The organism is Streptomyces sp. NBC_00377 (genome assembly GCF_036075115.1).
Classification (GTDB): domain Bacteria; phylum Actinomycetota; class Actinomycetes; order Streptomycetales; family Streptomycetaceae; genus Streptomyces.
This window is the reverse complement of sequence record NZ_CP107958.1, coordinates 1238092-1252197: the sequence shown is the minus strand read 5'-3', so window position 1 is coordinate 1252197 and position 14106 is coordinate 1238092. Positions and strand designations below refer to the sequence as shown.

At 72.2% G+C, this 14106-nt stretch carries 13 protein-coding genes; 9 read left to right on the top strand and 4 right to left on the bottom strand.

Annotation, left to right across the window (positions count from 1 at the left end; translation table 11 throughout):
* Nucleotides 1-132: 132 nt before the first annotated feature.
* The gene (gene panD, locus OHS71_RS05670) at nucleotides 133-552 is read left to right on the top strand and encodes an aspartate 1-decarboxylase (protein ID WP_020127501.1); all 420 of its coding nucleotides are present in this window, start codon (nucleotides 133-135) and stop codon (nucleotides 550-552) included.
* A gap of 38 nt (nucleotides 553-590) precedes the next feature.
* Nucleotides 591-938, top strand: coding sequence for a GNAT family N-acetyltransferase (locus OHS71_RS05665; RefSeq protein ID WP_328477429.1), 348 nt, complete (start codon nucleotides 591-593; stop codon nucleotides 936-938).
* A 407-nt stretch (nucleotides 939-1345) separates the two neighbouring features.
* Here the strand turns inward: OHS71_RS05665 and gndA are convergent, their stop codons facing one another.
* Nucleotides 1346-2785 (bottom strand): NADP-dependent phosphogluconate dehydrogenase, encoded by a 1440-nt coding sequence (gene gndA, locus OHS71_RS05660; RefSeq protein ID WP_328477427.1) that lies wholly within the window; start codon nucleotides 2783-2785, stop codon nucleotides 1346-1348.
* 198 nt (nucleotides 2786-2983) lie between these two features.
* Here gndA and OHS71_RS05655 point away from each other — a divergent pair, with 198 nt between their 5' ends.
* Nucleotides 2984-4213 carry a transglycosylase family protein gene (locus OHS71_RS05655; protein WP_328477425.1) on the top strand — a complete coding sequence of 410 codons (1230 nt, stop codon included), beginning with the start codon at nucleotides 2984-2986 and terminating at the stop codon, nucleotides 4211-4213.
* On the opposite strand, the gene OHS71_RS05650 is transcribed toward OHS71_RS05655, so the two are convergent.
* The gene (locus OHS71_RS05650) at nucleotides 4203-5522 is read right to left on the bottom strand and encodes a DMT family transporter (RefSeq protein WP_328477423.1); all 1320 of its coding nucleotides are present in this window, start codon (nucleotides 5520-5522) and stop codon (nucleotides 4203-4205) included. The genes OHS71_RS05655 and OHS71_RS05650 overlap by 11 nt on opposite strands.
* A 209-nt stretch (nucleotides 5523-5731) precedes the next feature.
* On the opposite strand from OHS71_RS05650, the gene OHS71_RS05645 reads away from it, so the two are divergent.
* From OHS71_RS05645 to OHS71_RS05625, 5 genes are all read left to right on the top strand, one after another.
* Nucleotides 5732-6559: a (2Fe-2S)-binding protein gene (locus OHS71_RS05645; RefSeq protein ID WP_443046860.1), complete on the top strand. Its 828-nt coding sequence runs from the start codon at nucleotides 5732-5734 to the stop codon at nucleotides 6557-6559.
* A 38-nt stretch (nucleotides 6560-6597) separates the two neighbouring features.
* A complete protein-coding gene (gene glgA, locus OHS71_RS05640; RefSeq protein WP_328477421.1) occupies nucleotides 6598-7758 on the top strand; it encodes a glycogen synthase in 1161 nt (386 codons plus the stop codon).
* Between the two features lie 50 nt (nucleotides 7759-7808).
* Entirely contained in the window at nucleotides 7809-9029 is a 1221-nt protein-coding gene (glgC, locus tag OHS71_RS05635) for a glucose-1-phosphate adenylyltransferase (protein ID WP_328477419.1), read from the top strand.
* Nucleotides 9030-9134: 105 nt separating this feature from the next.
* A complete protein-coding gene (locus OHS71_RS05630; protein WP_328477417.1) occupies nucleotides 9135-10493 on the top strand; it encodes a wax ester/triacylglycerol synthase family O-acyltransferase in 1359 nt (452 codons plus the stop codon).
* Between the two features lie 103 nt (nucleotides 10494-10596).
* Nucleotides 10597-12105: an SDR family NAD(P)-dependent oxidoreductase gene (locus tag OHS71_RS05625; protein ID WP_328477415.1), complete on the top strand. Its 1509-nt coding sequence runs from the start codon at nucleotides 10597-10599 to the stop codon at nucleotides 12103-12105.
* Here OHS71_RS05625 and OHS71_RS05620 read toward each other — a convergent pair.
* The gene (locus tag OHS71_RS05620; RefSeq protein WP_328477413.1) at nucleotides 12084-12902 is read right to left on the bottom strand and encodes an SDR family oxidoreductase; all 819 of its coding nucleotides are present in this window, start codon (nucleotides 12900-12902) and stop codon (nucleotides 12084-12086) included. The two genes, OHS71_RS05625 and OHS71_RS05620, sit on opposite strands and share 22 nt — an antisense overlap.
* Before the next feature lie 25 nt (nucleotides 12903-12927).
* The gene (locus tag OHS71_RS05615; RefSeq protein WP_328477411.1) at nucleotides 12928-13371 is read right to left on the bottom strand and encodes a hypothetical protein; all 444 of its coding nucleotides are present in this window, start codon (nucleotides 13369-13371) and stop codon (nucleotides 12928-12930) included.
* Between the two features lie 494 nt (nucleotides 13372-13865).
* Between OHS71_RS05615 and OHS71_RS05610 the strand changes: the two genes are divergently transcribed.
* On the top strand, nucleotides 13866-14039 hold the full coding sequence (locus OHS71_RS05610) for a hypothetical protein (RefSeq protein ID WP_020127513.1): 174 nt from the start codon (nucleotides 13866-13868) through the stop codon (nucleotides 14037-14039).
* Nucleotides 14040-14106 lie beyond the last annotated feature (67 nt).

The window sequence follows — 14106 nt, the reverse complement described above, 5'->3', positions numbered from 1 at the left end:
GCAATGAATGCGCCGCCGCCACCGATGTGACGGAGATCTCCCTGTGGTTCCCGCGCGCCGTCCGTAGGCTGACGGCACACAGCCCTTGACCTGCGGAAAACAGGCAGGGAGCCGAATTCCGGGAGTATCTCCATGCTGCGCACCATGTTCAAGTCCAAGATCCACCGTGCCACCGTCACTCAGGCCGACCTGCACTACGTGGGATCGGTGACCATCGACGCCGACTTGCTGGACGCCGCCGATCTGCTGCCGGGGGAGCTCGTCCACATCGTCGACATCACCAATGGGGCGCGCCTGGAGACCTACGTCATCGAGGGGGAGCGGGGCTCGGGCGTGGTCGGGATCAACGGGGCCGCCGCCCATCTCGTGCACCCCGGGGATCTGGTGATCATCATCAGTTACGCTCAGGTGACCGACGCGGAGGCGCGGGCGCTGGAGCCGCGGGTCGTGCACGTGGACCGCGACAACCGGATCGTGGCCCTGGGGGCGGATCCCTCGGAGCCGGTACCCGGCTCCGACCAGGAGCGCAGCCCGCAGGCAGTGTCGGTCTGACCCGAACAGGCATCGTCACCACCGCACCGGGAGTGCTCATGAGCGACATCGAGATCCGCGACGACCGGGCGGCGGGCCGCCTCGAGGCCCTCGGTGACGGTGGTGAGGTGGTGGGCCACATCGAGTACTTCGTGCTGGAGTCGCCCGCGCCCGCCCTGGTCCCGGTGCACACCATCGTCGAGCCGGCCCACGAGGGCAAGGGCATCGCCGGGTCGCTGGCGCGGGAGCTGTACACCATCTCCGCGCGCGAGGGCGTTCCCGTGGCGCCGCTGTGCCCGTACGTCGTGAAGTGGGCCGAGCGTCACCCCGACGAGGCTCCGGCGGCCGACCCCGCGCTGCTGCGCGCCGCGAAGGACTGGCTGCGCGCGCACCCCGGCCGCTTCTGACGCCTCGGCCGGGCGGGTCCGCCCGGGTGAGTGCGCGGGGTGGTGCCGGGTACGCGGGGGAGTAGTTCAGAAGCCAAGCCCTCGCAAGCGGCCGGAGGACATGATGACCGACCCGTACCCCGACCCCGTCCCGCCCGGGCCGATGCCAGGTCCGGACCCGGTCCCACCGGATCCGTTCCCCGGCCCGGTGCCCACTCCCGAGCCGCAGCCGCCCGGGCCTCACCCGCCCGGCCCCGGTCCGACACCACCCCCGCAGCCGGGGCCCCCGGACCCGTCGCCGATCCCGCCGGGGCCGGAGCCGGTGCCCAGCCCGGAACCGGGTCCGCCCCTGAGCTGAGCCGGCAGCGGTGGGCGGCCTCGGCGCCGCCCACCGCGGGAGCCCCGGAACACCGGGAGCCGGGGGCGTGTTACGCGTCCACCTCCGACCGGTCCCCGCCCCACAGGGTGTGGAACGCGCCCTCCCGGTCCACCCTTCGGTAGGTGTGCGCCCCGAAGAAGTCCCGCTGCCCCTGCGTGAGCGCGGCAGGCAGCCGCTCCGCGCGCAACGCGTCGTAGTACGCGAGCGCCGCCGCGAACCCGGGCGTGGGCACCCCCTGGAGCGTCGCGGCGACCAGCACCTCACGCCACGGGTCCTGCGCCGCCGCGATCTCGGAGGCGAACGTCGCGTCGGACAGCAGGCTCGGCAGGTCCGCCCGGGTGTCGTACGCGGCGCGGATCCGGTCGAGGAAGGCCGCGCGGATGATGCAGCCGCCTCGCCAGATCGAGGAGACGGCGCCCAGGTCGATGTCCCAGCCGTACTCCTCGCTGCCCGCGGCGATCTCGTGGAAGCCCTGCGTGTACGACACGATCTTGGAGGCGTACAGCGCCTGTTCCACCCGGTCGGCGAAGGCCTGCGCCTCCGCCTTGCCGAGGGCGGCCGCCTTGGGCCCTGCCAGGCCGCGCGAGGCCTCGCGCAGCGGCGCGTGCCCCGACAGCGACCGTGCGAAGACGGCCTCCGCGATGCCCGAGACCGGAACGCCCAGGTCCAGCGCGATCTGTACCGTCCAGCGGCCGGTGCCCTTCTGCTCCGCCTGGTCGACGACCACGTCCACGAAGGGCCTGCCCGTCGCCGCGTCCACATGGGACAGCACCTCGGCGGTGATCTCGATCAGATAGGAGTCCAGGCGGCCCGTGTTCCAGGTGCGGAAGATGTCCGCGATCTGCGCGGGCTCGTACCCGGCCACGTCACGCAGCAACTGGTAGGCCTCGCCGATGAGTTGCATGTCGGCGTACTCGATGCCGTTGTGGACCATCTTCACGAAGTGGCCGGCGCCGTCCGGTCCGATGTGCGTGACGCAGGGTGTTCCGTCCGCAGCCTTCGCCGAGATCTTCTCCAGCATCGGGCCCAGCGACTCGTACGACTCCGGCGAGCCGCCCGGCATGATGCTAGGCCCGTGCAGCGCGCCCTCCTCGCCACCGGAGATGCCCGTGCCGACGAAGTGGAGGCCCTGCTCGCGCAGTTCGCGCTCCCGGCGGCGGGTGTCGGCGAAGTGCGCGTTGCCACCGTCGATGATCATGTCGCCGGGTTCCAGCAATGGGGCGAACTCGCGGATCACCGCGTCGGTCGGCTCGCCGGCCTTCACCATGATCACCAGGCGGCGGGGCCGCTCCAGCGCCGCCACGAACTCCTTGGCGGTCTCGGTGGCGACGAACTCGCCCTCGTGGCCGAATTCCTCGACGAGGGCGTGCGTCCGTGCCGCCGTGCGGTTGTGCAACGCGACCGTGTAGCCGTTGCGTGCGAAGTTGCGGGCGAGATTGCGGCCCATGACCGCGAGTCCCGTGACGCCGATCTGAGCTGAAGTGCTCATACGGTTGGCTCCTTCAGGGGTGTGCCCGTGCATCCGGTCAGTATCGTCCTGAGAACCATCTTGACGGGTCCGGTGACGGATTCCCGCGCGGGGCGTCCTGCGGTCACCCGCGAGTCGGAGCGGCCGGTTGTCGTCTTGTCATGGCCTGTTCGGCGCCCTTACTTTTGCCCCTCCTGACGCATGTCGAGGGGGAACTCCATGGCCGTACGCGGCCGGCACCGCCGGTATCAGCCGAACAGGATCAACCGGGCCTCACTCACCGTCACGGCGGGCGGTGCCGGTATGGCGCTGCCGCTGATGGCCACCGGTGCCGCTCAGGCGGCCGACGTGGACACCTGGAACAAGGTCGCGGCTTGCGAGTCGACCAACGACTGGAACATAAACTCCGGCAACGGTTACTACGGCGGACTCCAGTTCACCCAGTCCACATGGGAGGCGTACGGCGGTACGCGGTACGCGCCCCGTGCGGATCTGGCCACCAGGGACCAGCAGATCGCGGTGGCCGAGAAGGTGCTGGACGGGCAGGGGCCCGGCGCCTGGCCCGTCTGTTCGGTGCGGGCCGGACTGAGCCGCGGCGGTGACACCCCCGACATCCACCCGGGCGGCACGTCGACGAAGCACTCCGGGTCGTCGTCCAAGCCGTCCAAGTCGTCCAAGTCGTCCGCCAAGACGTCGAAGACGTCCCTGGACGACGTGCGGCCGCAGAGCACACCCCAGTCCCGGGCGGGTACCGCGCAGATGTACACCGTCGTACGCGGCGACACGCTCTCCGGGATCGCGGACACCGAGGACGTCGACGGCGGCTGGCAGGGGCTCTACGCGGCCAACCGGACGACCATCGGCGGCGATCCCGATCTCATCATCCCGGGCCAGCGGCTGAGTCTGAGCGACCGGGCGGACGCCGCGAGCAGGCCCCCGAGCACCAAGCACCGGACGGAGAAGCCGAAGACCTCCCCGGGTGCCAAGAAGAGCAAGCCGGCCAGGAGCACCAGATCCAGGGACGACGACAGGCCGTCGACCGGCCATGCCCTCGTGTCGCCCGTCGGCGCCGGCACCGGAACGCCCTACCACGCGACCGGTTCATCCTGGTCGAAGGGCTACCACACCGGCGTCGACTTCCCCGTGGCCACCGGCACGTCCGTGAAGGCGGTCGGGGCGGGCGAGGTGGTGAGCGCGGGCTGGGCCGGCTCCTTCGGCTACCAGGTGGTCATCCGGCACGCCGACGGCCGCTACTCGCAGTACGCCCACCTGTCGGCGATCTCCGTGCGCGACGGTCAGTCGGTGGGTGGCGGACAGCGCATCGGCCGGTCCGGTTCCACCGGCAACAGCACGGGTCCGCACCTGCACTTCGAGGTGCGGACCGGGCCAGGTTTCGGGACGGACATCGACCCGGTGGCCTATCTGCGCGCCGGCGGCGTCAGGATTTGACCCGCTCCCGATGCCGGTCCACGACCGGCATCGGGACGTACAGACCTCCGTACAGCGGCGTGTAGAACGACGGGGGCACGTTCAGGTCGTCCAGGCCGGGCAGGTCCTCGTCGAAGCGGTCCTCCCCGTCCGCCGGTGCCGGTGCGGGTACGAGCCGTTCGTCGAGCACCTCGACCGACAGGGAGTCGCCGAGCGCCTCGACCGGCAGGACGTCCTGGAACACCGCACCGACCGGCAAGAGGTCCTTCATCAGCACCGCTTCGGCCGACGACAGGTCCTTCAGCACCGCCTCGGTGGGCCGCGCCTTCTCCTGCCCTGACGCGGCCGGCTGTTCCGGGAAGCCGGCCCCGGACGCCACCGCGCCGACGCTCTCCCCGGCGTGCGAGGCGGTGACCGCCGCCGCACCGGTGACCGCTGCCGTGGCGGTGCCCGTCCGGCTGCGCGGGGCGGGGAGGGGGGCCGTCGCCGGCTCCGGCCGCTCTGCCTGGAGACGTTCCGTGGTGAGCAGGATGAGTCCGCCCGCCGCCACCACACCGCAGCCCAGCGCGAGCACGGTGCCGGTGGTCCCGTAGCGGAACGTCTCGCCGAACATCGTGATGCCGACCACGGCCGCCACCACCGGGTTGACCACCGTGAGCGTGGCGAGCGGGGCCGCGAGGCCCGCGCCCCGGTAGGAGGCCTGCGACAGCAGCATGCCGGCCGTGGCCAGCACACCGATCACGGCCAGCGAGGGGATGTCGGCCGCCGAGACGCCTCCGGTCCAGTCGACCGCGACCGTCTTGGTGAACACCGACGACATGCCGAACGCTATGCCCGACGCGGTCGCCAGCAGCATGCTGCGCACCGCCGGGTGCCGGTGCGCGGCCCGCCCGGCCACCATCAGCGCCACCACCGCGCCGGCGGTGACCACGGCCACGGTGACCCGCTGCGGGGTGCTCAGCGACTGCGCGTCGGACGCCCCGACCAGGGACAGCAGACCGGCGAGCCCGACCGTCGCCATGATCGCGCCACGCCAGGCCGTCGACCCGGCCCTGCGGCCGACGAACAGCGCGGCCATGGGCAGCGCGAACACGATGGTCAGCGCGCCCAGCGGCTGAACCAGGCTGAGAGGACCGTAGGCGAGCGCCACCACGTGCAGAAGTCCGCCGAGACCGTTCAGCGCCACCGCGGCCCACCAGCCCGGACGGCGCAGCGGAGCGTACTCCTCGCCGGGCGAGGACAGCGCGACCTGCTCCTGCACGATCGCCCCGGCCGCGTACGCGACAGCGGACACGAGCGACAGGACCACGGACAACGCGAGGGCGCTCATCAGCTGCTCCTCTGCGTGAGGCGGGGGCGCGGGGCCCGGCGCGGCGAACGGTCGGCTTCCATGACCAACACGATGCCCTGTCGATCTGTTCCCGTCGTCGTACCTAAGCACGCAATAAGTCCTACTACCGATGGAGTACTGCGAGCCCGCTGTCCTCCCTCAGGCGGGTGACGGCCCAGGGATCCCCCTGACCCGCACCCCTGGCGCCCTTGGTATTACTGCAGCTCGTGGACCTGGACCCCGATCTCGCCGCGCTCCGCCCCCTCGGCCCCTTCTTCGCCCTGCGCAGACCCCCGGGCGGCCCCGGTGACCCGACGCCGGCGCTGCCCACCCTGGCCCGGGCCTACCGGGTTCCCCCGGGGAAAGCGGCACCGGTGGCCCCGGGGGAAGCGGCACCGGACGCCTCGGAGGAAGAGGCACCGGACGCGCACGGCGATCCGCTGTCCTTCCGGGTCCGCAAGGTCACCCGGGCCCTACGTGCCCCGGAGGAGCGGATCGGGGCTTCCGTGGCCCAGCAGGGCCTCGCGGCCCGGCTGTGGTCGGTGACGCTGGGCTGCGCCGTCCTGTACGGGAGCGTCCCCGAGCTCGCCCCGGACCTGCTGCGCTGGGATCCGGACGCCTCCGCCCCCGACGACCTGTGGCTGACCGAGGTGCGGGCCCGGCCCGGGGACGCGGCGACCGTGGCCGCCACGGTCCTCGGCGGTCACCTCGAACCGCTCCACGCGGCGCTGCGCGCCCGCCACCGGATCGCGCCGGGCCTGCTGCGCGGCAACTCCGCGTCCGCGCTCGCCGGAGCGGGCCGCCTGCTGGAGGCGTGGGCGCGGGCGAACGGCCGCCCGGACGCCGCCGCACGCGCGCGTACCCTCACCGCCGAACTGTTCAGCCACCCCCTTCTCGCCCGCACCGGCACGCTGACCGGCACCGCGTTCCGGCGCCGCAGCTGCTGCCTGTACTACCGGGTGCCGGGGGGAGGCGTCTGCGGCGACTGTTGCTTCACACGACAGCCGTGCTCTTCCCCACGCGCTCCGCGTGGGTGACCATGAAGGGAACCGGTCGCCGAGATGGGGGTTATTGGGTGCGAGTGGGACTGCTGACCCGGGAGTATCCGCCGGACGTCTACGGCGGCGCCGGTGTCCATGTCGAATTCCTCGCCCGCGAGTTGCGGCGGCTGGTCGATCTCGACGTGCACTGCTGGGGCGAGGGCCGCACCGAAGGGGTCCAGCGGCACCGCCCCTGGCCCGTGCTGGACGGCGCCAACGACGCGCTGCGCACCTTCTCCGTGGACCTCGCCATGGCGGCCGCCCTCGAAGGCCGCGAGCTCGTCCACTCCCACACGTGGTACGCCAACCTCGCCGGCCATCTCGCCAAGGAGCTGTACGGCGTGCCGCACGTGGTGACCGCGCACTCGCTCGAGCCGTTGCGGCCCTGGAAGGCCGAGCAGCTCGGCGGCGGCTACGCCCTGTCGAGCTGGGCCGAGCGGACCGCGGTGGAGGCGGCCGACGCGGTGATCGCCGTCTCCGGCGCGATGCGCGAGGACATCCTCACCTGCTACCCGACGCTCGCCCCGGAGCGGGTCCACGTCGTCCACAACGGCATCGACACCGCCCTGTACCGCCCCGACCACGGCACCGACGCGCTCACCCGGATCGGCATCGACCCGGACCGGCCGTTCGTGCTGTTCGTCGGCCGGATCACCCGGCAGAAGGGCGTGCCCCACCTGCTGCGCGCCGTCCGGGACGTCGACCCGGCGGCCCAGGTCGTGCTGTGTGCGGGAGCGCCCGACACGCCCGAGATCGACAAGGAGTTCCGCGACCTCTTCGCGGAGCTGAGCCGCGCCCGGGACGGCGTGCACTGGATCCCGAAGATGCTGCCGCGCCCCGAGGTGATCCAGCTCCTCACGCACGCCGCCGTGTTCGTCTGCCCGTCGGTGTACGAACCGCTCGGTATCGTCAACCTGGAGGCGATGGCCTGCGGCACGCCCGTCGTGGCCTCCCGGGTCGGCGGAATCCCGGAGGTCGTCGAGGACGGCGTGACCGGCACGCTCGTGCCGGTGGACGACGGGGACGACGCCTTCGAGGCGGGGCTCGGCCGTGCGCTGGACGCCGTCCTCGGCGACGCGCAGGCCGCGCGCCGCATGGGTGAGGCGGGGCGCGCCCGGGCGGTGCGGGAGTTCGGCTGGGACGCGGTGGCCAGGCGTACGGTCCGGCTGTACGAGGAGATCGTCAAACAGGCTTAGTTCCCCCGGCCGGGGGCAAGCATGGTTCAACCAGGGTGAGGGGAGCGGCCATGCGACGTGGTGGGCCTTCGGTGCTCGGCATCGTACTGGCGGGAGGCGAGGGCAAGCGGTTGATGCCGCTCACCGCCGACCGCGCCAAACCGGCGGTCACCTTCGGTGGCACGTACCGGCTCGTCGACTTCGTGCTGTCCAATCTCGTCAACGCCGACATCCTGCGCATCTGCGTGCTGACGCAGTACAAGTCGCACTCGCTCGACCGGCACATCACCACCACCTGGCGGATGTCGAGCCTGCTCGGCAACTACATCACCCCGGTCCCGGCCCAGCAGCGGCTCGGTCCGCACTGGTACCTCGGCAGCGCGGACGCCATCCTCCAGTCGCTGAACCTGATCTACGACGAACGGCCCGAGTACGTTGCCGTCTTCGGCGCCGACCACGTCTACCGCATGGATCCGCGCCAGATGCTGACCCAGCACATCGAGAGCGGCGCGGGCGTGACCGTGGCCGGGATCCGTGTCCCGCGCGCCGAGTCGCCGTCCTTCGGGGTGATCACCCCGGGTTCGGACGGGCTGACGGTCGATCGCTTCCTGGAGAAGCCCGCCGACCCGCCGGGCCTGGCCGACGATCCCGAGCGCGTGTTCGCGTCGATGGGCAACTACATCTTCACCACCAAGGCGCTCATCGAGGCGCTCCAGCGGGACGCCGAGGACGAGACCTCCGTCCACGACATGGGCGGATCGATCCTGCCCCAGCTCACCGAGCGCGGCGAGGCCCAGCTCTACGACTTCCACGACAACCACGTGCCCGGCGAGACCACCCGCGACCAGGGCTACTGGCGGGACGTCGGCACGCTCGACGCGTACTACGACGCCCATATGGACCTGATCGCCGAGCGTCCCGCCTTCAACCTGTACAACCGCAGCTGGCCCATCTACACCCACTCGGGCCAGCTCTCCCCGGCGCGTTTCAACGCGGGCGGCATCGCCGGTGAGTCGATCATCAGTTCGGGGTGCCTGATCCGCGGACAGGTCACCCGCTCGGTGCTGTCGCCGGGCGTGGTGGTCGACCCGGGGGCGGTCGTGCAAGGGTCGATCCTGCACGACAACGTGCACATCGGACGGGGTGCGGTCGTGCGGGGGGCGGTCCTCGACAAGAACGTGGAGGTCCCTCCGGGTGCGACCATCGGCGTGAACCCGGAGCGGGACGCGGAGCTGTACACGGTGTCCAAGGGCGGCGTCATCGCCCTGGGAAAGGGCCAGCTGGTGTCCTGAACTTAATGCAGTGTTAACTGTGTGTAGCGTGATCGTACTTGACCGTAATCGCCCGGACCGGCTTGACTGCTTGCCTCACCCTTCTCGTCGACGCGAGGCAAGCCCTTGACTGCTGATGATCTGCTGGCGCCTCTCGACCTGGCGTTCTGGAATCTCGAGTCGGCCGAGCACCCCATGCACCTGGGCGCGCTCGGCGTCTTCACGGCGCAGTCGCCCACCGCGGGCGCCCATGCGGCCGACCTGCTCGCGGCCCGTGCCGCCGCCGTCCCCGGACTGCGGATGCGCATCCGGGACGTGTGGCGGCCGTTCGACCGCTCGGAGCCGTTCGACCTGCGCCGTCCGCTCGCCTTCGGCGGCGCGACACGGGAGGCGGACCCGCGCTTCGACCCCCTCCATCACGTCACACTCCACGCACCCGCCGCCGACTTCCAGGCCGAGGCCGGCCGGCTCATGGAACGGCCCCTGGAGCGCGGCCGCCCGCCCTGGGAGGCCCACGTGCTGCCCGGCGAGGACGGTGACCGCTTCGCCGTGCTCTTCAAGTTCCACCACGCCCTCGCCGACGGTCTGCGCGCCCTGACCCTGGCCGCGGCCGTCCTCGACCCCATGGATCTGCCCGCCCCCCGTCCCCGCCCCGCCGAACCGGCCCGCGGGCTCCTGCCCGATGTGCGCCGGCTGCCCGGCCTGCTGCGCGGGGCCGTCTCCGACGTGGGCCGGGCCCTCGACATCGGCGCCTCCGTCGCCGTGCACACCCTGGGCATGCGGCCCACCCCCGCCCTCACCGCGGCCCCCACCGGCACCCGCCGCACCGCCGGGGTCGTCATCGACCTCGACGACGTGCACCGGATCCGCAAGGTCGCCGGCGGCACCGTCAACGACGTGCTGATCGCCGTCGTCGCCGGGGCGCTGCGCCGCTGGCTCGACGAGCGGGGGGACGGCAGCGAGGGCGTCGTGCCGCGCGCGCTCATCCCCGTCTCCAAACGCCGCCCGCGCACCGCGCACCCGCAGGGCAACCGGCTCTCCGGGTACCTGATGCGGCTCCCGGTCGACGACCCCGACCCGCTGCGCCGGCTCGGCACGGTCCGCGCCGCCATGGACCGCAACAAGGACGCGGGACCCGGCCGTGGCGCAGGCGCCGTCGCCCTCCTCGCCGACCACGTCCCGGCCATCGGTCACCGCCTCGGCGGTCCGCTGGTCGGCCAGGCCGCCCGGCTCTGGTTCGACATCCTCGTCACCAGCGTGCCCCTGCCCAGTCTCGGTCTGAAGCTCGGCGGCAACCCGGTGACCGAGGTCTTCCCGTACGCCCCGCTGGCCCGCGGCCAGGCCCTGGCCGTCGCCGTCTCGACCTACCGCGGCCAGGTCCACTACGGCCTCGTCGCCGACGCCGAGGCGGTTCCCGACCTCGACCGGTTCGCGCGGGCCCTGACCGCCGAGGTGGAGACGCTCATCACGGCCTGCGGGTCTTGACGCGAACGGGTTTGGAGGACGGGCCCGGTGCTCCGTAAAATCCACCGTTCGAGGGCGGACTCGGTCGGAGCGCCGCACGGGTGATCAGGGAAGCGGCAGCGCGATGACGGTGACAGAGGACGGCTCGGCGGCGATCACGCAGGAGGTCGTGGACGAGGTCGTGCACGGGCCCGGTATCGACCCGGAGCGGCTCGCCGTCTGCCTCGCCGTGCTGGACGAGCTCGACAAGCTGGACGTCGACCACCCCGACGCGATCGCCGTGCGCCGGGCCACCGCCGGCGTCTACCGCACCGTCAAGCAGCGCCGCCGCCAGGACCGCCGGGCCGCCAAGACCGCGCACGACAAGGCGGTCACCGAGGCCACCGCGACCGGTTCCGCCCAGCGCATCGACGACGAGACCGAGGGGATCCTGCCGTCCTCGGTCACCGAGGAGGGCCGGGTCGCGGGGATACTCCAGCGCCCGCGCTCCTGCTACACCTGCAAGACCCGGTACGTCGAGGTCGACTACTTCTATCACCAACTTTGCCCGGACTGCGCCGCCGAGAACCGCTCCCGCCGCGACGCCCGCGCCGACCTGACCGGCAAGCGCGCGCTGCTCACCGGCGGCCGCGCCAAGATCGGCATGTACATCGCCCTGCGGCTGCTGCGCGACGGCGCCCACACGACGATCACGACGCGCTTCCCGAAGGACGCCATCCGCCGCTTCATGGCCATGGACGACTCCGCCGACTGGATGCACCGCCTGGAAGTCGTGGGCATCGACCTGCGCGACCCGGCGCAGGCCGTCGCCCTCGCCGACCGGGTCGCCGAGGCGGGCCCGCTCGACATCCTCGTCAACAACGCGACCCAGACCGTACGCCGTCTGCCCTCCGCCTACGCGGCCCTGGTGGGCGGCGAGAGTGCCCCGCTGCCCGCCGGTGAGCTGCCCGCCCACCATGTCATCGGCGCCTTCGGCTCCGGTGCGGTCGACGGGCTCGCCGCGCTGCCCCTGGGCACCGGCGGGCCGGACGCGCAGCAGGTCGCGGACCTCGCCCTGGTGGCGGGCAACGCCAGCATCGCCCGGCACCTCGACGGCACCGCCATCGACGCGGGCGGTCTGGTCCCGGACGTCGTGGACAGCAACACCTGGGTGCAGACCATCGAGCAGATCTCCCCGGTGGAGCTCCTCGAGACCCAGCTGTGCAACTACACGGCACCGTTCATCCTGATCAGCAAGCTCCGCCCGGCCATGGCCGACGCCGCGGGGAAGGCGAGCAGCGGGCGTGCGTACGTCGTGAACGTCTCGGCGATGGAAGGTGTCTTCGGCCGCGGCTACAAGGGCGCGGGGCACCCGAACACGAACGCGGCCAAGGCCGCGATGAACATGGTCACGCGGACCAGCGCCCAGGAGATGTTCCAGAGCGACGGCATCCTCATGACCTCGGTCGACACGGGCTGGATCACCGACGAGCGACCGCACTACGACAAGCTGCGCCTCGCCGAGGAGGGCTTCCACGCCCCGCTGGACCTGGTCGACGGCGCGGCCCGCGTCTACGACCCGATCGTGCGCGGCGAGCAGGGCGAGGATCTGTACGGGGTATTCCTGAAGGACTACGCGCCCGGCAAGTGGTGAGGGCCCGGGGTGCGGGTGACGCCCGCCGGGTCCTCCTCCGAGGGTCCGGGGCGTGCCGCCCGCACCCTCGTGCCGCCGTCGACCACCAGGTCGGCGCCGGTGACCCAGGCGGCCTCGTCCGAGGCCAGCCACAGCACCGCCCGCGCCACGTCCTCGGGCTCACCGATCCTGCCCAGCGGCAGACCCGGCGCGATCCGCGCCTCCTCCGGCTCCCACCGGAAGCGGGCCATCTCGGTCCTCACCAGGCCGGGGGAGACGGAGTTCACCCGCACCCCCGGGCCCAGTTCGCCCGCGAGCTGCCGGGTGAGGTGCAGCAGGGCCGACTTGCTGGTGCCGTACGCGCCCACCCGCGGTCCGACATGGGTCGCGCCCTCGGTGCAGATGTTGACCACGGCTCCTCCGTGCTCGCGCATCCAGCCCCGCCACGCGCACTGCACCAGCCGCAGCGGCGCCTCGACGTTCACGGTGAACGCCTCCCGCCAGGCGAGCGGGTCGGCCTCCATGAGCGGTCCGTAGGGCTGGTTGGTCGCCGCGTTGTTGACCAGCACGTCGAGCCGGCCGAACGCCTCCAGGCACAGCCGCGTCAGCGCCTCGGGATGGCCGGGGTCCCCGACATCACCTGCCAGTCCCACGCCGTCCAGCTCGTCGGCCGCGCGGCGCACCTGGTCCGGGTCCCGTGCGCTGACGCACACCCGCGCCCCGGCGTCGACGAGCGCTCGTGCCACGGCTCGGCCGATCCCGCGCGTGGCCCCCGTGACGACGGCGGCCCTGTCCCGTAACCCGTACGACGACGTCATCGGCGTACGGTCTCATGACGAGCCGTCAGTCGACAGCCCCGAGGCGGGAGTTCCGGGTCGCCACCAGTTCCAGTACCGTGCGCCAGTCCTCCAGCACGCCCGCGTCGAACCCGGCGGCCAGGCCGTCCTCGTCGGCCTGGCGCAGGCTGAACAGGTCGTCGTCGGCGCCGTGCCAGGGGTGCAGGGCGACGAGGCGGGCGACGCGGCTGCCGAGCAGGGGCCGTACGGCGTCGGCGGCCCGTTCCGGCCGGCCGGTGGCGTCGGCGGGTGACAGCAGATGGCCTATGGGGTGGACCAGCCCGGTGAGCTGGAGTTCCTTGTCGGCCGGACGGCTGCGGCGCAGCAGCGCGGCCGTCCGGAGCGCGTGATCGTGCAGATCGGCGCCCGGCCCGCCGCGGTCCGGCGTGTCCCGCAGGCCCCGGCAGGCGTACAGCAGGTCCATCAGCTCCTCGACGCTGCGCAGCTCCATGCGTCAGTCCTTCCGCGAGACAGCCCTTGCCGGACGCCAGCAGACCATGGCCGGTTTGCGGCCGGACGAACAGCGCCTGAACTGCGCGGCGGACTCGCCGACGAGTGCGTGGTTCCGCGCGAGCGCCACGCGCACGCCACGCCCACCCTCATCCCCCGAACGGGTGAACCCGAAGGGTGCGTCAGGGTGTAAAAAGGTTCAATTCACCTGCGGGGACATACGGGTGACTTGCCATGGTTACCCCAAATTTTCAGCCCTATCGAGCGGTTGTCCGCTCATTTGGTTACCCTGTACCGACGGACAGCAGTACGGAGTGCCACCCACACCCACGGTCCGTCATGGGACAAGCCGCTTCACAACGGCTCGCCCTCCAAGAAGTTGCCGGCGCCACCGCGTCCTCGACCGACTTGAGCAGGACCCGAGGGAGCGTCAGGCGCCGGACCGCAGACTGGCCGGCACGCCCCGAGGGTGACCCGACACATAAGGAGTGCGCGGTGACACCGGAGAAGACGAATCGCGAGCAACGCCCCAAGGAACGCCCGGAGCGGGCCGGCCGCCGGCCCGGCGAGATCGGCAGCCTCGACGTGTGGGCCCGCTCCGCCCCCATCCGCCTGGCGGGCTACGAGGAAGACCTCGCCGAGCCCCACATCCTGCCCAGTGTGGACTGAATCCCCGCTCGCGATCGCTCGCATGGGCGTGCCCCACAGGGCGCGCCCATGCCGGGCTCTCGGCTCC

Coding starts and splice junctions, on each gene's coding strand:
- panD (WP_020127501.1), top strand. CDS start 133: ATGCTGCGCACCATGTTCAAGTCCAAGATCCACCGTGCCACCGTCACT.
- OHS71_RS05665 (WP_328477429.1), top strand. CDS start 591: ATGAGCGACATCGAGATCCGCGACGACCGGGCGGCGGGCCGCCTCGAG.
- gndA (WP_328477427.1), bottom strand. CDS start 2,785: ATGAGCACTTCAGCTCAGATCGGCGTCACGGGACTCGCGGTCATGGGC.
- OHS71_RS05655 (WP_328477425.1), top strand. CDS start 2,984: ATGGCCGTACGCGGCCGGCACCGCCGGTATCAGCCGAACAGGATCAAC.
- OHS71_RS05650 (WP_328477423.1), bottom strand. CDS start 5,522: ATGAGCGCCCTCGCGTTGTCCGTGGTCCTGTCGCTCGTGTCCGCTGTC.
- glgC (WP_328477419.1), top strand. CDS start 7,809: ATGCGACGTGGTGGGCCTTCGGTGCTCGGCATCGTACTGGCGGGAGGC.
- OHS71_RS05625 (WP_328477415.1), top strand. CDS start 10,597: ATGACGGTGACAGAGGACGGCTCGGCGGCGATCACGCAGGAGGTCGTG.
- OHS71_RS05620 (WP_328477413.1), bottom strand. CDS start 12,902: ATGACGTCGTCGTACGGGTTACGGGACAGGGCCGCCGTCGTCACGGGG.
- OHS71_RS05615 (WP_328477411.1), bottom strand. CDS start 13,371: ATGGAGCTGCGCAGCGTCGAGGAGCTGATGGACCTGCTGTACGCCTGC.